The sequence below is a fragment of the Paraburkholderia phenoliruptrix genome (assembly GCF_047325075.1).
In the GTDB taxonomy this organism is placed as follows: domain Bacteria; phylum Pseudomonadota; class Gammaproteobacteria; order Burkholderiales; family Burkholderiaceae; genus Paraburkholderia; species Paraburkholderia phenoliruptrix.
This window is the reverse complement of record NZ_CP168531.1, coordinates 3,819,761-3,839,284: the sequence shown is the minus strand read 5'-3', so window position 1 is coordinate 3,839,284 and position 19,524 is coordinate 3,819,761. Positions and strand designations below refer to the sequence as shown.

Here is a 19,524-nt window from a genome sequence, read left to right as displayed (position 1 = left end):
CGTCGCAGGCGCGGTTAAGAAGTGCGGATACGTGAACGGGACCTTCGAAAATCTGCAACACGCCGGCAGCACGGACGCGTGGCGCAGAGTCAGCCGTTCGACTGCCCCGTTTCACCCGAGACGAGCGAAGCGGGCGCGAAGGACGCGAGGAACTCGAACAGCTTGCGCGTCGGCAGCGGCACGGCACCCGTGCGGATGCCGACCGACATGACGCGGTTGGCCCACGGATCGTCGAGGCGAATGAAGCGCAGGCGCATCGGCTCGCGAAACAGTGCGACCGCGCGCTCGGGCAGGATGCCGATGCCCTGGCCTGCGGCGATCAGCCGGCACATGGCTTCGAAGCTCTGCACCTGTACGCGGAAGCGGACGGACTTGCCGAGCAGCGCCGCTTCCCTGACGAGCGACCGCGTCAGTTCCGAGCGGTCGTCGAGCGCGACCAGATCGTGGTCGAGCAGCGCGCTGAAGTCGATCGACTCGCCGGTCAGCGGATAGTCGTCGGGCACGACGACGCTGGCCCGGTCCACGCAATAGGGCGCGAGATGGATCCCTTCGGTCGCAGTGCGGGACGTGACGATCCCGACATCCGCGCGGCCTTCGCGGAGCGCCTGCAGGATGTCGGCGCTTCTCAATTCGCTGATCTGCAGCTTGATGTCGCGATAGCGCTGCGAGAATGCGCGCAGCTGATCGGGAAGATCCTGGCTGATCGCCGAGATGTTCGCGAAGACGCGAACGCGTCCGACCGCGCCTTTCGTATAGTCGGACAGCTCGCTGTAGATGGCATCGGTGCGCAGCAGCAGGTCGGTCGCGTGGCGCAACAGCGCTTCGCCGGCAGGCGTGAGCTCCACACCCGACACCGTGCGGTTCAGCAGCACGACGCGAAAGTGATGCTCGAGGAGCGCGATGCGGCGGCTCGCGGTGGAAAGCGACATGTGTGACTGCTGTGCGGCGCGCGACAGGCTGCCGAGCTCGGATGCACGAACGAACAGGGCAAGAGACGTAAGATCGAACAAGCGCGGACTCCGGTTGAAACTGCGGCAAGTATGTCATCCATCGATGCACTCCATGGTGCCGGGCGGAGTGGTGCTAACCCTGAGCGCCTGCGAATGGTGCGCCGCACACCGCGGCGCCTTGGTTACGCCGCGGCGGCCCGTGTCGTGCGAGCGATCAGCGGCCAGGATCTGTTTTTCCGGTGTCTTGTGCATTGCACCGTACGATGGCCGTCGGCGTGTGCGTTCGAGATATTCGAAGTGCCGCTTGAAGGATTTCGCATATCGGGCGGATGGGGCAGCCGGTAGATTCAGACCGTCCCCCGTCGCACACACCTCTCTCAACAGCGACTGCACGCGCGGCGACCCAGGCATGCATACGGGGCCATCCATGAACTTCCGGAGACAAACGTGGAAATCGACGCGAGCTGCAATCCGGGCGACCTCGCAGCCCCCACATCGGCGCACGACCTGGCACAGGAGGACCGGATCTTTCGTCGGCTCGCCGTGCAAATCCTTCCCATTCTGATGTTCGCGTACGTCACTTCGTACATCGATCGCGTGAACGTCAGCTTCGCCAAACTGCAGATGAGCCAGCATCTGGGCTTCTCCGATGCGGTGTTCGGCTTTGGGGCGGGGATATTCTTCCTCGGCTACGTGATCTTCGAGGTGCCGAGCAACATGCTGCTGGTGCGGGTCGGGCCGCGGCGCTGGATCACCCGGATCGTGGTGTCCTGGGGCATCGTTTCGGGTTTGACGGCGTTCGTGTCCACGCCGATGCAGTTCTACGTGATGCGCTTTCTGCTGGGCGTCGCCGAGGCCGGCTTCATCCCGGCCATCGTGCTTTATATGGCGCGTTCATTCCCGGGGCGGCGGCGCGCGCGGATCCTGTCGATGTTCTACGCGGCGCTCGCACTGGCCGGGTTGATCGGATCGCCGTTGACCGGCTTCATCCTTCAGTATTTCGACGGAGCGATGCAGATACCGGGCTGGAAATGGATCTTCATTCTCGAGGCGCTGCCGGCATTCCTTGCCGCGCTGTACGTTTGGAAGGGCCTCGACGACGACGTCACGCGCAGCGAGCGCTTCTCGCACGCGGACCGTGCCATCCTGGCACGCGTCCTGGCGGAAGATCGTGCGACGGCCGAGCCCGTCAATCACCGCGGCCTCTTCTCGAACTGGCTCGTGTGGGCGTTCTGCGTGATCTACTTTCTCGACGTCTTCGCGATCTACGGCTATACATTCTGGGCGCCGACGATGATCAAGCAGATGGGCATCGGCAGCGATTTCGTCATCGGCTTGCTCGCCGCGCTGCCGAATGCGGTGGCAGTGGTCGTGATGGTCCTCTTCGGACGCAGCGCGGACCGTCGCGGCGGCCGGCGGTTGCACGTCGCCGCGCTACTGTTGATGGGCGCGACCGGGCTCGGGCTGTCGGTCGTCTGGCACGATCAGCTGTGGCTCGGCATGTTTGCGCTGTGCATCGCGAACGCGGGGCTCATCTCGTTTCCGCCGCTGTTCTGGAGCATGCCGACCGCGGCGCTCGGCACCGCGTCGGTGTCGATGGGCATCGCGGTGATCAGCTCGGTGGGGAACCTCGGCGGCTTCTTCGGGCCCTATGCGGTCGGCTACCTGAAGCAGTTGTCCGGCAATCTCGCGGCGCCGCTGTTCCTGATGGTCGGGTGCCTGTTGCTGGGCCTCGTCCTCACGATGCTGCTGCCGGCGCGGCTGGTCGAGCGGTAACGCAGTCCATTTCGCCGCGGCGCAGCGTCGCGGCCATCTTTTGACGGGAATGACATGAAACAGCAGATTGGCCTGATCGGCGTGGGTTTGATGGGGCATGGTATAGCGCGCAACGTGCTGAAGCACGGGTATCCGCTCACGGTCGTCGAGCATCCGGGCAACCAGCCGCTCGACGAACTGCTGCGCGGCGGCGTCCGGACCGTGCGGACCGGGCGCGAGCTGGCCGCACAAGCGAACGTCGTGATTCTCTGCGTGACGGGTTCCCCGGAAGTGGAAGCGGTTCTCACCGGTGACGACGGCGTGTTGGCCGGGTTGAAGGACAACGCGATCGTCGTCGATTGTTCGACTGCGGTACCCGAGTCGACCGTCCGGATGGCGCGGCTTGTCGAAGCGGCTGGCGGTCGCCTTGTCGACGCACCGATGACGCGCGGCGCCAAGGAGGCACACGAGGGCAGGCTGAACCTGCTGGTCGGCGCGACGCCCGGTCTGTTCGACGAGATCAGGCCCGTGCTCGCCTGCTTCGCGGAAAACATCACGCGAGTCGGCGACCTCGGGGCCGGCCACAGCATGAAGCTTCTGCACAACTATGTTTCGCTCGGGACCATCGCGCTGCTGTCGGAAGCCGTCGCGTGCGCGAAGCGCTCTGGCGTGGACGTCGCGGTTCTCGCCGACGTGCTCGCAAACGGAGGTGGCGGCGGCGCCGCCCTAAACCGGCTGCGTCCGTTCCTGGAGACCGGCGACACGTCCGCGCTGCCGTTCCATATGGCAAATGCGCTCAAGGACCTGTCCTACTACTCCGCGATGGCGGAAGGCGTCGACGCGGCCCATGCAATCGCGGCGGCCGTCACGGATACGTACCGCGGTGCCGTTGCGGGTGCCGGTGCGCATTGCCCCGTGCTGAAATTGACCGATGTGCTGATGGCGGCGCCCGCGCGCGACGAGGGCGCGTCGCTTTGATGTGCCGTGCAGTCACGCGTGTGCGGCCCGGAAGGATCGACGTCGAGCGGGACAGCGCGTCCCGTCCGTCCGCCCTCACGAAACGGGTCGCACGCACCTAAGTCCGCCGGTGAGAGTCGGGAGACATGGCATGAGCAGGCTTGAGCGTGCGCTGTCGATTAGCGATCTTCGTGAAATCGCTCGAAAGTCGCTTCCGGGATTCATCTTCGAATTCATCGACGGTGGCGCGGAAGACGAAATCACGCTCGCGAGAAACCGGTCTGCGTTTGAGCAGACGACGTTGGTTCCGCGCGTGCTGAACAATGTTGAAAACCCTGACCTCCATACCACATTGATCCGCCTACCCAGTGCTGCGCCGCTGCTGATTTCTCCGATGGGATCGTGTGCGCTCGCTTGTCGTGGCGCTGACGTTGCGATCGCGCGGGCCGCAGCAAAGCGCGGCATTCCGTACGTCCTTTCGTCCATGGCGACGACGTCCATGGAGGAGGTGAGGCGCAGTGTCGATGGACGACTATGGTTTCAGTTATACACATTGAAGGATCGCGCATTCACGCGGTCGTTGGTAGAGCGCGCGAAAGCCGCAAATTTCGAAGCACTGGTCGTCACAGTCGATCTTCCAATTGGCGGGAAGCGCGAGCGGGACGTTAGAAACGGAGTCCGCATTCCCATGCGGCTCGGCATTCCCCAGGCGTATCAACTACTGACTCATCCGAGGTGGGCGTTGCAGGTCGCCGCAAGGGGAACGCCTCAATTCGAAAACCTCCGCGGGCTCGGTGCAAGCGATGATGCGGGGCTGACTATTGCCGCAAAGGTGGGGCAAATGCTGGATTCGCGCTTTGACTGGGAGGATCTGGCGCAGCTCAGGGATCTTTGGGACGGCCCGATCGTCGTCAAAGGCGTGCAGCACCCTCGCGACGCTATCCGACTGTCTCAGGTTGGGGTTGACGCGATCTGGGTTTCCAATCACGGCGGACGTCAACTCGATGGTGCGGAGTCAAGCTTCGAATCGCTGCGGGCGATTGCCGCGGCGGTTGGCAGCGGAACCGAGCTCATTATTGATTCCGGGATCCGGCGTGGCGTGGATCTAGTCAAATCAGTCGCGGTTGGCGCGCGCGCGGTCGCGATAGGAAGGCCGGCGCTTTTCGGCGCCGCTGCCGGCGGCCACGACGGCGCACTACGCGCCATTGACATCCTTCTCGATGAAGCGCGACGCGCAATGATGCTCTGTGGAGTAAAAACCATTGACTCGATCTCGATGTCAGGTCTTATCACTCAGGCAGACGCGGTCAGGCCCTCCCGGTTGCCCGAACCATTGCGATAAGGCGCGAGCCACGTCCTTATCGTCGGGCACGTTTTCACATGCCCACGCGACAAACCCGTCGGGACGCACCAGTACGGCGCGTAGACCCAGCCTCGGACAATCGTTTCGAGCGCGCGATTGTCGGCCGGTCCAGATGCCCCGGCTCAATTGGCCAAGATCAGCACATTCGTATTCAACCGGATAACCCGTTCCGGTAGCGGCCAGCTGTGCAGACTCCACCGAATTTTGGCGAGCGTATGCTTCCTTGCATCGGCGGCGATATCCCGTTTCGATGCCGCGACACCTTCAATGCCTGGACTCCCCTTCGACGGAGTGTGCGCCATGCTTTTCGAACTGCCCACCCAGTTTTCTCATGTCAAACCCACGGACACGCCATTTCGCGAAGGTGGGCTGCGGGATTTCTTTATCTACCGCGATCTCGGCATTGCGGATGCAACGCACGGAAAGGTCATTGCGCAGCTCGTCAGAGCGAACAACGCCCCGGAGGTCGGTACGGGCTGGCACCGGCACGAAGCGGACTTTCATATCGTCTTCATGTTGAAGGGCTGGGCCCGCTTCATGTACGGCGACAAGGAAACGCTCGTGGAAGCGGGCGATTGCGTGCAGCAGGCGCCAGGCATTTACCACTATCTGTTCGATTACTCGAAGGATATGGAGTATCTGGAAATCGTCGCACCGGCCAATTTCAAGTCGATCGACGTCGAGGGCCCTTGCGAGGTGCCGAAGCCTACGCCGTGGTGAGCAGACGAAGGCACCTTTTCGCATTTTTACGTCGTGATTGTTGCTATAGCGGCTCGGTAGCCGGCTTGCCGGTGAAGCCGTGATCAGCCTGCGCATCGAGCAGCGTGCGCAGGCTGACGCGTCCGCTTTCGTCTGGGGCCGATGCAACGGGATAGTGCCGCGCGCGCGGCTCATGGTCATGGATGAGCGCTCGCACTCGCGGATAGATCTGCGTCTCCCATTTGTGTCCGTTGAAAACACCGTAGTGACCGACGCCCGTTTGCACATGATGTGTCTTCATGTATGGGCGCAGGCCAGTGCAAAGGTCGTGCGCGGCGACCGTCTGACCGACGGAGCAGATATCGTCCTTCTCCCCTTCGACAGTGAAGAGCGCCGTCCGGCGTATCGCGCCGGGCTCAACCAGCCGTTCGCCGACGCTCAGCTCGCCGAGCGGCAATGCATACTCCTGGAACACCGCCTTGACCGTCTCGAGATAGAACTCCGCCGTTAGGTCCGTTGTTGCGAGGTACTCCTTATAAAAAGTGCGAACCGTGTCTGCTTTGACGGGGTCGCCCTTCGCGCGCTCATAGAACATCTCGGAGAACGAGGCGGCGTGACGCTCGAGGTTCATCGACATGAATGCGCTCAACTGCACGAATCCCGGGTAGACGCGGCGCGTCGCACCCGCGAATCCGCCCGGCACCACGCTGATCAGGTTCTTCTCGAACCATTCGATCGGCTTGCTGTTGGCGAGGTCATTGACTTTGGTCGGATTGACCCGACAATCGATCGGGCCGGCCATCAGCGTCATCGTCGCCGGCTGCGCAGGATCGTCAGTCGCGGCCATCAACGACACGGCTGCGAGCGCTGCGACGGTCGGCTGGCAGATGGCAACGAGGTGCGCGTCGGGGCCGATGTGCCGGATGAACGATATCAGGTGCTGTACGTACTCCTCGAAGCCGAACCGACCGGCCGATGTCGGTATGTCGCGGGGATTGTGCCAATCCGTGATGAAGACGTCGTGGTCGGCAAGCATCGTGCGCACGGTGCCGCGCAGCAGCGTGGCAAAGTGGCCAGACATCGGCGCGACGACTAACACACGCGGCTGCAATAAATCGCAGTCCTTGGCAAAGTGAAGCAGGGTGCCGAACGGGGTGCGCTTGACGACTTCCTCCTTGACGGCGACGAGGCGACCGTCGACCTCGATGGAAGCGATCCCGAATGGCGGCCGTTGATGGGACAAACCTGCTGCCTCGAGCAGCTCGAAACAGGCATCCATATACCGTCCATAAGGGCTGGCGGCAAGCGACGGCCATGCCAGCATCGTCGCTCGAGCGACCGACGCGCCGGCTCGCAGCGGGCGGGCCCATTCAGCAAACGCCTGATAGGCGTGATAGGCAATCACGTTCATCGGAAGAATCAGGATGCGGAGGAAAGAGCGCAGGGATCAGCAGCGGCGCTACGCACCGCGAATTGATCTGATCCCTGCGCTCTGCAACACGTACGCCTGAAGGAGGCAACAGCTATGCCAACGCTTGGCTGACTGGCATAAGGCTTGCGAAGTGGAGTCGCGAAAGCCTGACGACGGCATGCATCGCCGGTGTGCAGGCCGTCCCGCTGGCGCGAAGGCGGATCGGACAACAGTGTCGCTTGGTGCGAAGCTCGACTCTCGAGTGCACCGAAACGGCGATGCTGCGAACGAAGTCAATGCATCGACGGTCGATTCCGGTGCGTGGCGCACCGGCCTGTGAACGATTCGACGGATAAATCCCATGGCCCTCGACGAGAAGCCCGGTGAGGCGACGAACAAAACGATCTTGACGATCAGCAGCCGCAATTATTCGTCGTGGTCGATGCGGGGCTGGTTGCTGGCGAAGCTGTCCGGCATCGAGTTCGAGACCGTCGTCGTACCGATCGAAGAAGCGGGCAGGCGTGCCGAGCTGCTGCTGCTTTCCCCATCGATCCTCGTGCCGTGCCTGCATCATGACGGCATCAAAGTATGGGATACGCTCGCGATCGGTGAGTACTTAAACGAGCTCTGTCCCGAAGCGAAGCTGCTGCCCGGGGATCGCAAAGCGCGCGCCCATTGCCGGGCAATCTGCGGGGAGATGCATTCAGGGTTCAGCGCGCTGCGCTCAGCGCTGCCGATGAATCTGCGCGGGCACTTCCCGAACTTTCCTGTCTGGTCGCGCGCACGCGACGACATCGAACGCATCGTAACGATCTGGCGCGAGTGTCTCGGAACTTATGCCGGCCCGTGGCTTTTTGGGGAGATCACGGCGGCCGACGCGATGTACGTGCCCGTCGTCACGAGGTTGCTGACCTACGACGTCAAGGTAGATCCCGACATCGCCGAGTACTGCCTGCGTGTGCTCAGGCTGCCATCAGTCGCGGAATGGATCGATGCTGCGCGGTTGGAGACCCAAGATATTGAAGAGCTCGACGCCGAATTCTGAACACACCGGACTTCAAACGTCATTCGTCTGCTTTCCTGCCGGCCAGCCTTTCGCGTTGGGCGGTCACCTGCTCACCCCCGCCAGAACGAACTCAATGCAGCCACGCAAACGTCGCAAGCGCGACCATGACGGTAATCGCGCCCCCGATACGGGTCGCAATCCGCGGGAACGGCATCAGTTCCATGCGGTTCGCGGCGGTGAGAATGGCCACATCGCCGGTGCCACCGAGGCCGCTGTGCGTCGCGTTGACGATGGCTGCCTCGACAGGATACATACCCGTCCAGCGCGCGACGACGAAGCCCGTGGCAACGAGTGTGAGCACCGTCGACACGGCGCGGCGGCTTAACTACTCGTCAAGATGATTTTGCCCATATTTCCCGCCGATTCCATGCGTCGATGGGTTCGGCAGCTCGCGCCAGAGGAAACGTAACCGTGCGATCCGTGCTCTGTACTGCGGAGCATCGTGGGTGGTGCGCGATACGGTGTAAAACTGAGAGCGAATCTGCTCATCTGTCGACTAGTGGGACCTCAACTGACGTTCGCTGTGCCGTGGCGACCGACCGCTTTGGGTCGAGAGTACGCACTGACGACTGGCCGCTTCAGGGCAGCGAAATTTCACTGGCCGCTTTTGAGCGATGAGTTTGAAGAGCGGACTGACGCGGCCCGACCCGTTACGGTCAGACGGACATGTCGAAAGCGGACAGTCAGCCGAACCATGCGTTTTCGAACTGGAGCACCTCAAAGCAGCCGTTGGCGAAGTCACGCAACCGGCCAATAGCGGACGCTCGTCGACGGTCGAAAGCCGCCATTTGAAAGGCTCTTCTATCCCTAAAGCTGCCCGCCGGCCAGAACGAAGGGAGCGTTAGCAGCTCTCGCCCAATAGAAGCCCACGCGGATTAGCCTGTCACTTAAAACCCGAATCCCCCGCCGTCCACGTTCATCACTTGCCCGGTGATGAACCGGGCGTCGTCCGATACGAGAAACGCCAGGGCGCCCGTCAGATCGTCGGGCACTTCGGTACGCGGGATGAACTGGCGCGCGCGCACCGCTTCGAACGCCTGCGGCGGCAAATTCGCCTCGCTGCCGGGATGACGCGTGAGCCCCGGCGAAATCGCGTTCACCGTGATGCCGTGCGCGCCCAGTTCAGATGCGAGCGCGCGCGTCATACCGATTACCGCCATCTTGCTGCTGGCGTAGGCCAGCATGCCCGGCGGTTGGCCCCACACGGTGCTCGACGCAAGGTTGACGATGCGTCCCCAGCGACGCTCGCTCATGCCCACTGAAAAGGCCTGCGCGAGCAGGAAGGGCGCATCGACGTTGACGGTCATGATCTGCCGCCACAATGCAGCGGTGATCGAAGGAAGCGGCGCCATCGGCATGAACGCGGCATTGTTGACGAGCACATCGACGCGGCCAACGCGCTCCAGCACGTGTGCCGCGAAGCGTTCGACGTCGGCGGGTTCCGCGAGATCGCATGCGAGCGCGGTGGCGCGGCCGCCTTCTGCCACGATGCGGGCGGCGAGCGCGTCGCACGGTGCGCGGTCGGTGAGCACGAGTTCGTGGCCGCTTGCCGCGAGGCGCAAGGCGAACGCCTCGCCGAGGCCGCCCGCGGCGCCCGTGACGACGGCTACACGACCGTTGGACGAAGTGGAACGGGTCATGCCGGTGTCTCCTGCTGTTGCATATTCATTGCTTGGACGCGTGGTGTTTCAAAGCGGCTGACGCAGCGCCTGCTGGGCCGCGATCATCAGTTGCGTGTGCTCTTCGCGCGAGCCGCCCTCGCGTTCGATTTCACCCATACGCGCCGACGTCGTCACGACGAGTCTCGCGCGATCGTAGTGTCGGCCCGCATAGGCGATCAGCGCACCTTCCAGCGAATGGCGGCGGGCGAGTTCTTCCGCGAGTACCAGCGCGCCTTCGACGGCGATCCCAGCGCCGGACGCGAGATGAGGCGTGGTGGCGTGCACTGCGTCGCCGAGCAGTACGATGCGGCCCTTGTGCCACGGACCGTCGATCATATGCCCCGCGAGCGGACGATACAGCAGCCGGTGATCCGTCAGCGAACCATCGAGCAGGCCGTCACGGAATTCGCCGACCGCGCCGCCGAATTCTTCCAGCAGACCGGCCAGCATCTGCGGCCATTGCGCGGGCGCGATGAAGTCCATGTCTTCACGCTTGTCGAGCACGAACAGATAGCACTCGGTCTCGCTGATGGGGTTCATCCCGGCCTTGGTGGTCTGGCCCATGTAGATCGTCGAGTTTTCGCGCAGCCGCGGCACGATCGCGCGCCACGATCCCTGGCCCGTGAACTTCGGACCGGCGAAGTCCGGCAGCACGTGTTTGCGCACGGCAGAATTGACGCCGTCCGCGCCGATCACGAGATCGTAGCGGCTTCGGCTGCCATCGGTGAACAGCACATCGACGCCGTTGCCGTCCTGCGTGAGCGTTTCGAAGCTCACGCCGAGGCGCACCCGTGCGCCCGCATCGCGCGTGGCCTTGCCCATGATGTCCGCGAGAGTGGTGCGCATGATGCCCGCTGCGCCCGGCAGATCGTCCGCATCGACCGCGGGCGCGATGGGGACGGTCGCGTTCACATTGCCGTTCGCGTCGCAGATTTCGACGGCGCACCACGATCCGCCCAGACGCAGCACGTCGTCGATCACGCCGACTTCGCGCAGACCGCGCAGCGTCGGACCGCTGATCGTGATGCCGGCGCCGTCGGGCGCCCATTGCGGATTGACCTCGATGATATCGACGGCGACGCCTTGCCTGCTGAGCAGGATCGCGGCGCTCATGCCGCCGATGCCGCCGCCGATGATCAGAACCTTGTTGACCAGTGCCATAGTGTGTCTCGATGTCGTTATGTAGTCGCGCCGATGCTTACGCGAGCGTCCCGCCAAGCTGTTCCGCCAGCCAGTCCGCGATCTGGTTGCCCGCATTCATCGGGTTGTCGAGCGAGCTGTGCTCGACGCCGCCTTCGCGTGCCGTGAAGATGAACAGGTCTTTCTTCGGACTGTTGACGAGTTGCGCGTAAGTCTCGTGCGCGTATTTCATCGGGATCTGCCGGTCGTTTTCGCCGTGCGTGACGAGGAACGGCACACGGATACGATCGAGCACGCCGTTCAGATGCATGTGCGACGCCTTCTCGAAGAAGTCGTCCATGTCCTTCGCACCGAACACCCATTGCACGTGTTTCCAGTAGTGCGGCACGGGGTTCTCACCCTCGCGCTTCAGACGCGCCTGCTGCACCTCGCGCCAGTCATGGTTCGCGCCCCACACCGCGCCGCACGCGAAGCGCGGTTCGAACGCGACCGCGCGCGGGCAGTAGTAGCCGCCGAGCGAAACACCGAGCGCACCGATCCGCTTCGGGTCGACTTCAGGATGCTGTTCGAGCCAGTCGACGATGGGCGCGGCCCACGTCTCGGTGTCGTGCACGGCGGGCAGGTTCGACAGACGCAGCGCCTCGCCCGTGCCCGGCTGATCGATGAACAGTGCGGACACGCCGCGCCGCGCGAACATCGTGCCCATCACGCTTTTCTGCAGCATCTCTTTGGTCGAGTCGAGGCCGTTCATCACGACGACGACGGGCGCACGCTCGCCTTGCGGCACACCTTCGGCGCGCACGTACAGCGCGGACAGAGGCGTATCGCGATAGGGAATCTCGACGCGCATGCAATTCTCGCGGCCGAGCGTACGGCCGAGATCGAACAGTTCGAGCGAGCGGCGATAGATCGCGAGACGCGCTTCGAAGCCGTGCGCCTGCATGCGTTCGGCGATGCTGTAGTACAGGCCCGCGCGGCCGAACTTCTCGCCTGCTGAGAGCGTGTGGCCGCGCGCGAGGTCTTCTTCCGCAAGCGCGATGAGCTTGTCGGCGCCGGCTTTCCACGCTTCGTAGAACGCGAGGGTGCCGGGGTCGTCGCCGGCGAGCGCGGCTTCGCGCAACGGCGCGCACATCGCATCGACCTCGCCGATGTTGCCGCCATGCGTGAGGGCGATCATCGTCGAGAGGCTCCAGACATAGTTGGTTGGGAAGTACTGGAACATGTTTGATATCGGTTGGTTGATCAGTCGAAGATCGAAGGCAATTCGGCGGGAATCCAGACCTTGCCGTGCGCCACGCGCGCCTGAACTTTCGTCAGGCGCCGGCCGGTGCACGGACCGGCGAAGCAGTGCCCGGTGCGGATGTCGAAGTGCGCCGAGTGTGCGTAGCAGACGATGTGGCGTCCGTCGCCCGACAGAAAGCGGTCCTGGTGGTACTCCATCGGCCGGTGTTCGTGCGGGCAGTCGTTGAGCCAGACGAACACCTCGTCGCCCTGGCGCACGACGCACAGCCGGTCGTCGAGCCCTTCGCGCAGCATGCCGCGCGAGCCGCCGTCCGGCAGATCATCGAGCGCGCACAGCAGACGTTCGGTGTTCATCGTCGTCTCCTCGCATCACTCGCCGGGCGCCCATTTGTTGCGGGCGTCGAACAGGAAGATCTGCGAATTGTCGGAGCCAGGGTCGCACGCGCGCGGCACCCAGCTTGCGTCGTGCTGGTCCATGTCCGCGTCGAACTCGATGGTCGCGCCGAACGGGCTGTTGAAGTACCAGAAGAAGTTGCTGCCGAGAATGTGACGGCCAGGTCCCCAGAAGCTCTTGTAGCCCTTCTTCACGAAGTTCCAGCCGTGCTGCAGCACTTCGGCGGCGGAGCCCAGATGAAACGTGAAGTGGTTGCAGCCGATCATGTGATCGTTCCGGCTTTCGATCATGAACAGCGTGTGGTGATCCTGCGTGCCGGGCGGACGCATGAACGGACCGAGATGGTTGAAGCGGTCCGTGACGATGAAACCGAGGCGCGTATAGAACGCCTCCGCCTTTTTCACGTCCTCGACGAAGTACACGACATGCGATAGCGTGCGCGGTTTGATCACTTCATCGGGGTTCGCTGCGCAGTCATTCGGTGCGCGCCCGGCCGGCTGGCCGGGCACGTTGAAGCCGAGATAGCGCGCTGCGTATGCGTGCCGCTGCGTCACCATGAAGGCGACGCCGAAGCCCGCGTCGTCGATGCAATGCACCGTGCCATCGGCATCGACGCGCACCTCGCGCTCCGCTTCGAGATGCGCGCGAATCGACGCGAGCGTATCGGCGTTGTCGACGCCGTAGACGGTCTCGCGCAGGCTCGGCGTCATGGCTTTGGGCGGCAACGGCGGAAGTTGGGGGTCGTCGGCGGCGCGCATGACAAGGCCGGTGCCGTCGAGCGCCTTGAACACTCCGCCTTTGACGGGATCGTATTCGGCTTGGTCGAGTCCATAGTCGAGCAGATACTGGCGGGCGCCCGCCATGTCGTCGATACCGAAGACGAGATATTCGAGTCCTACGATATTCATATGTTGGATTCCTTGCGTTGCAATCGCGTCGGCGAGCGGTCAGCTGGCCATCGCGCGCGCGATGAGTTGATCGACGGTGCCGTCGGAGCGCAGCCCGAGTTGTTCCGCTGCGGGCGTCAGCAGCGGCGGATAGGCCGCGAAAAGGCGCTCGATGAACGGATCGGGTGAGTACGTGACGAGTGCCTTGCGGTCCGCGCCGAAGCGCGCGGCCAATGCATCGACGACCTCGGCGATGGTCAGCCGCAGCACCGGCATCTGATACGTGCGGCGGGCATTGAAGCGTTCGGTATCGACGGTGGCGGCATGCAGCAGGTTGTCGACGCATGCGCCGACGGAGATCCACCACGCGACGCCTTCGGCAGAAACGGGCACCGTGAGCGGCTCGCCCGCAGCGAGCTTCCAGAATAGCTGGCTCATGAAGGCGGACATCAGGCCCGCGCCGTCGCCCGGACGCGCGACGACACCCGGCAGACGCAGCGAGCAGCCTTGCACCCAGCCGAGACGTGTTGCGTCGGCGGCCAGCGTTTCGCCGATCAGCTTGTGCGCGCCGTAGCTCAGCGCGGGCGCGGGCAACGTGTGCTCGTCGACAGTCGCGGGGAGCTGTTCGCCATACACCGCAACCGTGCTCGCGAACACGAAACGCGGCGCGTGCGGCTGGTCGCGCAGATCGTCGAGCAGGCCGGCTGTCGCATCGAGGTTGATCGAGCGGCCGAGCGCGTAGTTCCTTTCGGCGGCGCCGCCGGGAATACTCGCCAGATGGAACACGGCATCGACGGGCGATGCGTAGGCACGCGCACGCAAGTCCGCATCGGCGATGCTGCCAGCGAGCTGCACGACGCGTGCATCGTCGTGCGGCGCATCGAATGCGATGTCGAGCAGTGTGAGCTTCGCGACGCGCCGTCCACCGAGTCCGTCGGCCAGCAGACGTTTGACGAGCGCGCGCCCCACGAAGCCTTGCGCGCCCGTGACGACCACGTGAGTCATCGCGCACCTCCCTTGCGGAATGGCAGCGAAGCCAGGAATGCGAGACGCGACGCGCCGAGCATCTTCAGCCCGGCGCGTGCGGATGCCGCATCAAGCCGCGCTTCCATGGGCATCGTGCCGAAGCTCTTGCCCTTGATGACGAGTTCGTTGCCCACGCGTTCCAGCGACTCGACATGCATCAGCTCTTCGTCGGCGGGGCCGCGCAGCACCATGCCTTCCTTCGCGTCCCTGGCGGTCTGCGTCGATGCATTCGCAGTCGCGGGCACGCCGCTGTCCTGGCGCGCGCCCTTCGCGACGCTGCTGAAATCCATGCCGAGCTGCTCGAACATGCGGATTGCCGTCGCGCGGCCCGCGCCGTAGACGCCGCCGCCCGGATGCTGGAACGGCCCCGCGAGATACAGGCGCTCGACACCCGGCACGGTGAACTGGCCGAGGTCCGGCGTCGGACGATGGCCCGCGCTTTGATAGAAGTAGGGCGCGACGCCGTGCAGGTCGCCGCGCATCATGCTGTTCGGGCTGGAGCGTTCGAGATCGACGGGACTCACGATGCTGCGCGCGACGATGTTGTCGCTCGTGAGGTTCGACACGAACTTGCGGTAGTGCGCAAGCGACAGATCGCCGATCTCTTCCTTGAACTCGTCCCAATGGCGCTCTGACCAGCGCTTGTCCTTCACTGCATACGGCGCGAACGTGATGCCGTGGAACATGCCCGCGCCCGCCGGCACGCGCGTCTTGTCGCCGATGCTTTCGTCGCCGCCCGCACACAGACGCCGCTCAGTAATGAGACCGCGCTTCAGGTCGTCGAAGTCGGCGAGCATTTCGTCGAGACTGTCGGTTGCCATGAACTCGAGCATCGTCGCGTAGCCGACTTCGTCGCCCGCGTAGTAGCGCGCATTCTCCTTCAGGTCGTAATGGCTGACCATGATCGAGAAGGGGGCGAGCGTCGCCCGCTCGGCGCGCTTGAGCACGGGCTCCGGCACGCCTTCGACGAAGCGGCGGATCACATGCGGATGTATCGCGCCGATCACGCCGTCCTTCGCCAGAATCTGCTCGCCGTCCGTCAGTTCGACGCCTGTTGCGCGGCCCGCGCTGGTCAGGATCTTCGAGACTTCGGCGTTGCAGCGCACTTCGCCGCCATACGATTCGATGCAGCGCACGAGCGACTCAGTGAGCTTGCCGCTGCCGCCGACCGGCTGCGAGACGCCATAGGTGTGGATGATGCCGGGCATCAGCAGCACACCCATGCCGGTGCCGAGTTCGTTGGGCGCCTGCAGGTTTTCGCTGACGAGGCGCAGCAGGTGAATCTTGATCTTGTCGCTCTCGTACAGCTGGTTCACGAGGTCGAGGCAATCGCGATTCATGTAATCGAGCATCAGGCGGCCTTCGTCGCTGCGATCAAGCATCGCGACGAGTTCGCCGAGCGGCGGCGGAGGCGCGTACAGCCCCGGCATGAACATCTGCAGGACCTGCTGGCTCATCTTCACGAACTCGCGATACGTGTCGGCGTCTTTCTGCGAGACCTTCGCGAAGCATTCACAGGTCTTGTCGATGTCCTTGTACGTGAAGAGCACCGACTGGTCCGGAAAGATCGTCGCGTGCGGCACGGGCGAATAGTGATAGTTCAGCCCATGTTTCGACAGCAATCCGAGTTCGTCCTGGCGCAGCATCGGATTGCCCTGAATCATGATGTGCACGCTCGAATGCTCGTCGTGCCAGTAGCCCGGCGTGTTCAGCTCGCGCGTGCTGACGCCGCCGCCCGGCCATGCCTTGCGTTCGAGCACCAGCACCTTCTTGCCCGCCTTGGCGAGATACGCGCCGGCGACGAGACCATTGTGGCCCGCGCCCATCGCGACAATGTCATAACTGTGGCTCATGCCTGTGCTCCTGCGTGTGTTTCTGCCTGTGTGGCTGCATGAGTGGCTTGAATTGCATGATCCGCCTCAACGAAGCGGTGATCGATCGCACCGAACACCGATTGTCCGTCGTGGCCGAACATCTCGAAGCGCAGCCGCTCGCCGAAGCGCAGCCACGGCGTCGACGATTCGCCTTGTTCGATCGCCTCGATCGCGCGTTGCTCGGCGAGACATGCTGAGCCCGTCGTCCGGTAATCGACGTTGGAGAACGTGCCCGAACCGAGGATCATGCCGGCGCGCAGGTTGCGGTTGTAGGCGATGTAGGCGAGCAGTTCGTGAAAACCGAAGCTCATCTCGCGGCCATTCGGGTGGCCGAAGGGTTCGCCGTTGCGGTGCACGTGCAGATCGAGATGCACACGGCCGTTCTGCCACGCGTCGCCGAGTTCGTCGGGTGTGACGGTGACGGGCGCGAACGCCGTCGCGGGCTTCGCCAGCACGAAGCCGAAACCCATGCCGAGTTCGCGGAACAGATGCTTGCGCATGCTCACGTCGTTGAAGAGCACGAGTAGGCGCACTTGTGACAGTGCATCGTCCGCACGTATGCCCATCGGCACGTCGCCCAGCACGACGCCAATTTCACCTTCGAAGTCGCAGTTGTCCGCTTCGTCGGGGAACGGATAATCGTCGCGCGGACCGGCGAAGTCGTCGCCCTGACGCTGGATCAGGATCGGCACCGACGCGTCCGTTTTCTTTTCCGGGTGATACGCCTGCGTCATGATCCGTCCGTGATTCAGGAATGCGGACGCGTCGATGAACTGATGCGTGCGCGGCAGCGGCGCCGTGCAGGCATGCGGATCGAAATCGAATGCGTCGGGCGCGGCGTTGACGTTCAATGCGTCGTAAAGCACCTGCAGCGCGGGCTGCGCGTGCGTCCAGTCGTCCAGTGCGGCACGCAGGGTCGGCGCGATGAGTGCGGCATCGACCGCGCGACGCAAGTCGCGCGACACGACGATCAGCGTCCCGTCGGGACCGCCGCTTTTGAGCGACGCGAGTTTCATGATGCGTGTCTCCTTCGTTGTGTATTACTTGAGCGGACGGCCGCCGTCGACGGGCAGCACGCATCCGGTAGTGAAATGAAGATGGCGAACGGCGGCCAGCACCGCACGCGCAATTTCCTCGGGCTGCGCGAGGCGGCCGAGCGGCGTGCGGCCCGCCTGTTCGTCGCGCCACGCACTATCCATCGACTTGACGAACTCCGTGTCGACGAGTCCCGGCGACACCGACACCACGCGGATCGACGGCGCGAGTGCACGCGCGAGCGATTTCGTGAGATTGTCGAGCGCGGCTTTCGACGCGCAATAGATCACGTTGCTGCCCATCGCTGTCTGGGCGGCGATCGACGAGATATTGACCACCACACCGCCGCCTTCGAGTTCGCTGCGAGCGAGCAGCGGACGCAGCGCGCGCACCATCGCGAACGGGCCGCGCACGTTGGTCGCGAGCACGTCGTCGATGAGCGCATCGTCCACGCCGTCGAGATCTTCATGCGCGACGAAACGGGTGGTGCCCGCACAGTTGACGAGCACATCGCAGCGCCCATAGCGGGTCGCGACCGAATCGGCGAGACGCATGAGCGCCGCGCTGTCGGTGACGGGCGCGGCGAGCGCGCAGTGTCCGCCGCCCGGCAACCGTTCGACGAGCGTCTGCGCCGCGTCCGCCGAACTGCGATAGCCGGCGACGATGGCGAAACCCGTCTGCGCGAGCGTGCGGCAAATCTGCGCGCCGAGTCCGCCCGTCGCGCCGGTGACGACGGCGACGGGGCGTGCGCCGTGCGCTGTGATGGGCGTCGTCATGTCAGTCCCGCTTGCCGAGCCGGCGCACGCGGATGTCGGCCTGTTCCTTGTGGCCCGAGAAGTGTTCCAGCGCGCACAGCCGCGAACAGACTTCGCCGATGTGCACCGACGCCTCGTCGGTCAGAATGCGCTGGTAGCTGTGCGTCTTGATGAACTTGCCGACCCACAGGCCGCCCGTGTAGCGGCCCGCGCCCATCGTCGGCAGCGTGTGGTTGGTGCCGATCACCTTGTCGCCGTACGAGACGTTCGTGCGATGGCCGAGGAACAGCGCGCCGTAGTTGGTCATCCGTTGCAGGAACCAGTCGGGGTCGCGCGTCATCACCTGCACGTGTTCGGAGCACAGACGCTCGGCTTCCTGCAGCATTTCTTCATCGGTATCGCACAGGATGATCTCGCCATAGTCGCGCCACGCGATGCTCGCGACGGGCGCGGTGTCGAGGCGCGCCAGCACCGTTTCGATGGCGGCGGGCAGTTCGGCGGCGATCTTCTTGCTGGTCGTGATGCAGTAAGCGGGCGAGGTCGGGCCATGTTCGGCCTGGCCGAGCAGGTCGACGGCGACGAGTTCGGCGTCGACGGTGTCGTCGCAGATCACGAGCGTTTCCGTCGGACCGGCGAACAGGTCGATGCCGACGCGGCCATACAGTTGCCGCTTCGCTTCGGCGACGAACGCATTGCCCGGGCCGACGATCATGTCGACGGGCGCGATGTGTTCGGTGCCGAGCGCCATCGCCGCGACGCCTTGTACACCGCCCATCACGTAGATTTCATCGGCGCCCGCGAGCGCCATCGCCGCGATGATCTCAGGCGACGGCTTGCCGTCGAACGGCGGCGCGCACGCGATCACGCGCTTGACGCCCGCGACCTTCGCGGTCAGCACGCTCATGTGCGCCGACGCGAGCAGCGGATACTTGCCGCCCGGAATGTAGCAGCCGACCGAATTGACCGGGATGTTCCTGTGGCCGAGGACGACGCCCGGCAGCGTTTCGACTTCGACATCGCGCAGCGACATCAACTGGATCTGCGCGAAGCGGCGAATCTGCGCCTGCGCGAACTTGATGTCTTCGATGGCCTGCGGGCTGAGCGAATCGATGCACGCTTGGATCTCTTCAGCGGACAGACGGAAAGTGGCCGGATTCCAATTGTCGAAACGCCCCGAATAGTCGCGCACGGCCGCTTCGCCGCGCGCCTCGATATCGGCGATGATCTTCTCGACGGTCGCGCGTACCTGCGCGTTGTTGTCCGCTTTCACCTGGGCGCTCTGGCCCGTCTTGATGTGTTCGATCATGTC

General features: G+C 64.1%; 18 protein-coding genes and 1 pseudogene. 5 read left to right on the top strand and 14 right to left on the bottom strand.

Annotated elements, in window-relative coordinates:
* Positions 1-89 precede the first annotated feature (89 nt).
* Positions 90-1,010 carry a LysR family transcriptional regulator gene (locus ACEN8U_RS28955; protein WP_013587317.1) on the bottom strand — a complete coding sequence of 307 codons (921 nt, stop codon included), beginning with the start codon at positions 1,008-1,010 and terminating at the stop codon, positions 90-92.
* Between the two features lie 387 nt (positions 1,011-1,397).
* Between ACEN8U_RS28955 and ACEN8U_RS28950 the strand changes: the two genes are divergently transcribed.
* The 3 genes from ACEN8U_RS28950 to ACEN8U_RS28940 all read left to right on the top strand — a co-directional run bounded on the left by ACEN8U_RS28950 (position 1,398) and on the right by ACEN8U_RS28940 (position 5,004).
* A complete protein-coding gene (locus ACEN8U_RS28950; RefSeq protein ID WP_310105462.1) occupies positions 1,398-2,726 on the top strand; it encodes an MFS transporter in 1,329 nt (442 codons plus the stop codon).
* Between the two features lie 54 nt (positions 2,727-2,780).
* A complete protein-coding gene (locus ACEN8U_RS28945) occupies positions 2,781-3,683 on the top strand; it encodes an NAD(P)-dependent oxidoreductase (protein WP_015001794.1) in 903 nt (300 codons plus the stop codon).
* A 130-nt stretch (positions 3,684-3,813) separates the two neighbouring features.
* Positions 3,814-5,004: an alpha-hydroxy acid oxidase gene (locus tag ACEN8U_RS28940; protein WP_310105464.1), complete on the top strand. Its 1,191-nt coding sequence runs from the start codon at positions 3,814-3,816 to the stop codon at positions 5,002-5,004.
* On the opposite strand, the gene ACEN8U_RS28935 is transcribed toward ACEN8U_RS28940, so the two are convergent.
* On the bottom strand, positions 4,942-5,073 hold the full coding sequence (locus ACEN8U_RS28935; RefSeq protein WP_413658637.1) for a hypothetical protein: 132 nt from the start codon (positions 5,071-5,073) through the stop codon (positions 4,942-4,944). The two genes, ACEN8U_RS28940 and ACEN8U_RS28935, sit on opposite strands and share 63 nt — an antisense overlap.
* A gap of 252 nt (positions 5,074-5,325) precedes the next feature.
* On the opposite strand from ACEN8U_RS28935, the gene ACEN8U_RS28930 reads away from it, so the two are divergent.
* The gene (locus tag ACEN8U_RS28930) at positions 5,326-5,745 is read left to right on the top strand and encodes a cupin domain-containing protein (protein WP_013587321.1); all 420 of its coding nucleotides are present in this window, start codon (positions 5,326-5,328) and stop codon (positions 5,743-5,745) included.
* Between the two features lie 43 nt (positions 5,746-5,788).
* On the opposite strand, the gene ACEN8U_RS28925 is transcribed toward ACEN8U_RS28930, so the two are convergent.
* Positions 5,789-7,135: a polyhydroxyalkanoate depolymerase gene (locus ACEN8U_RS28925; RefSeq protein ID WP_310105467.1), complete on the bottom strand. Its 1,347-nt coding sequence runs from the start codon at positions 7,133-7,135 to the stop codon at positions 5,789-5,791.
* Between the two features lie 361 nt (positions 7,136-7,496).
* Between ACEN8U_RS28925 and ACEN8U_RS28920 the strand changes: the two genes are divergently transcribed.
* The gene (locus ACEN8U_RS28920) at positions 7,497-8,180 is read left to right on the top strand and encodes a glutathione S-transferase family protein (protein ID WP_310105469.1); all 684 of its coding nucleotides are present in this window, start codon (positions 7,497-7,499) and stop codon (positions 8,178-8,180) included.
* A 91-nt stretch (positions 8,181-8,271) separates the two neighbouring features.
* Here the strand turns inward: ACEN8U_RS28920 and ACEN8U_RS28915 are convergent.
* The 11 genes and pseudogenes from ACEN8U_RS28915 to hisD form a co-directional block, all read right to left on the bottom strand.
* A pseudogene (locus ACEN8U_RS28915) lies at positions 8,272-8,511 on the bottom strand (2-hydroxycarboxylate transporter family protein); the annotation flags it as partial.
* Between the two features lie 577 nt (positions 8,512-9,088).
* Complete coding sequence (locus tag ACEN8U_RS28910) at positions 9,089-9,841, bottom strand: SDR family oxidoreductase (RefSeq protein ID WP_310105472.1); 753 nt, start codon at positions 9,839-9,841, stop codon at positions 9,089-9,091.
* A 48-nt stretch (positions 9,842-9,889) separates the two neighbouring features.
* Positions 9,890-11,023 carry an FAD-dependent oxidoreductase gene (locus tag ACEN8U_RS28905; protein WP_310105475.1) on the bottom strand — a complete coding sequence of 378 codons (1,134 nt, stop codon included), beginning with the start codon at positions 11,021-11,023 and terminating at the stop codon, positions 9,890-9,892.
* A gap of 37 nt (positions 11,024-11,060) precedes the next feature.
* Entirely contained in the window at positions 11,061-12,224 is a 1,164-nt protein-coding gene (locus tag ACEN8U_RS28900) for an alpha/beta hydrolase family protein (protein ID WP_310105478.1), read from the bottom strand.
* A gap of 20 nt (positions 12,225-12,244) precedes the next feature.
* Positions 12,245-12,598 (bottom strand): Rieske (2Fe-2S) protein, encoded by a 354-nt coding sequence (locus ACEN8U_RS28895; RefSeq protein WP_310105480.1) that lies wholly within the window; start codon positions 12,596-12,598, stop codon positions 12,245-12,247.
* A 15-nt stretch (positions 12,599-12,613) separates the two neighbouring features.
* On the bottom strand, positions 12,614-13,546 hold the full coding sequence (locus ACEN8U_RS28890; RefSeq protein WP_310105481.1) for a VOC family protein: 933 nt from the start codon (positions 13,544-13,546) through the stop codon (positions 12,614-12,616).
* Between the two features lie 39 nt (positions 13,547-13,585).
* Entirely contained in the window at positions 13,586-14,530 is a 945-nt protein-coding gene (locus tag ACEN8U_RS28885; RefSeq protein WP_310105484.1) for an NAD-dependent epimerase/dehydratase family protein, read from the bottom strand.
* A complete protein-coding gene (locus ACEN8U_RS28880) occupies positions 14,527-16,404 on the bottom strand; it encodes an NAD(P)/FAD-dependent oxidoreductase (RefSeq protein ID WP_310105488.1) in 1,878 nt (625 codons plus the stop codon). The genes ACEN8U_RS28885 and ACEN8U_RS28880 overlap by 4 nt, the downstream gene beginning before the upstream one ends.
* Positions 16,401-17,441 (bottom strand): fumarylacetoacetate hydrolase family protein, encoded by a 1,041-nt coding sequence (locus ACEN8U_RS28875; protein WP_310105491.1) that lies wholly within the window; start codon positions 17,439-17,441, stop codon positions 16,401-16,403. Before ACEN8U_RS28875 ends, ACEN8U_RS28880 begins: the two co-directional genes overlap by 4 nt.
* A gap of 24 nt (positions 17,442-17,465) precedes the next feature.
* A complete protein-coding gene (locus tag ACEN8U_RS28870; protein ID WP_310105494.1) occupies positions 17,466-18,236 on the bottom strand; it encodes an SDR family oxidoreductase in 771 nt (256 codons plus the stop codon).
* Position 18,237: 1 nt separating this feature from the next.
* Positions 18,238-19,521 carry a histidinol dehydrogenase gene (gene hisD / locus ACEN8U_RS28865; protein WP_310105497.1) on the bottom strand — a complete coding sequence of 428 codons (1,284 nt, stop codon included), beginning with the start codon at positions 19,519-19,521 and terminating at the stop codon, positions 18,238-18,240.
* Positions 19,522-19,524 lie beyond the last annotated feature (3 nt).

Coding starts and splice junctions, on each gene's coding strand:
- ACEN8U_RS28895 (WP_310105480.1), bottom strand. CDS start 12,598: ATGAACACCGAACGTCTGCTGTGCGCGCTCGATGATCTGCCGGACGGC.
- ACEN8U_RS28905 (WP_310105475.1), bottom strand. CDS start 11,023: ATGGCACTGGTCAACAAGGTTCTGATCATCGGCGGCGGCATCGGCGGC.
- ACEN8U_RS28890 (WP_310105481.1), bottom strand. CDS start 13,546: ATGAATATCGTAGGACTCGAATATCTCGTCTTCGGTATCGACGACATG.
- ACEN8U_RS28880 (WP_310105488.1), bottom strand. CDS start 16,404: ATGAGCCACAGTTATGACATTGTCGCGATGGGCGCGGGCCACAATGGT.
- ACEN8U_RS28910 (WP_310105472.1), bottom strand. CDS start 9,841: ATGACCCGTTCCACTTCGTCCAACGGTCGTGTAGCCGTCGTCACGGGC.
- ACEN8U_RS28930 (WP_013587321.1), top strand. CDS start 5,326: ATGCTTTTCGAACTGCCCACCCAGTTTTCTCATGTCAAACCCACGGAC.
- hisD (WP_310105497.1), bottom strand. CDS start 19,521: ATGATCGAACACATCAAGACGGGCCAGAGCGCCCAGGTGAAAGCGGAC.
- ACEN8U_RS28945 (WP_015001794.1), top strand. CDS start 2,781: ATGAAACAGCAGATTGGCCTGATCGGCGTGGGTTTGATGGGGCATGGT.
- ACEN8U_RS28940 (WP_310105464.1), top strand. CDS start 3,814: ATGAGCAGGCTTGAGCGTGCGCTGTCGATTAGCGATCTTCGTGAAATC.
- ACEN8U_RS28900 (WP_310105478.1), bottom strand. CDS start 12,224: ATGTTCCAGTACTTCCCAACCAACTATGTCTGGAGCCTCTCGACGATG.
- ACEN8U_RS28925 (WP_310105467.1), bottom strand. CDS start 7,135: ATGAACGTGATTGCCTATCACGCCTATCAGGCGTTTGCTGAATGGGCC.
- ACEN8U_RS28920 (WP_310105469.1), top strand. CDS start 7,497: ATGGCCCTCGACGAGAAGCCCGGTGAGGCGACGAACAAAACGATCTTG.
- ACEN8U_RS28885 (WP_310105484.1), bottom strand. CDS start 14,530: ATGACTCACGTGGTCGTCACGGGCGCGCAAGGCTTCGTGGGGCGCGCG.
- ACEN8U_RS28875 (WP_310105491.1), bottom strand. CDS start 17,441: ATGAAACTCGCGTCGCTCAAAAGCGGCGGTCCCGACGGGACGCTGATC.
- ACEN8U_RS28870 (WP_310105494.1), bottom strand. CDS start 18,236: ATGACGACGCCCATCACAGCGCACGGCGCACGCCCCGTCGCCGTCGTC.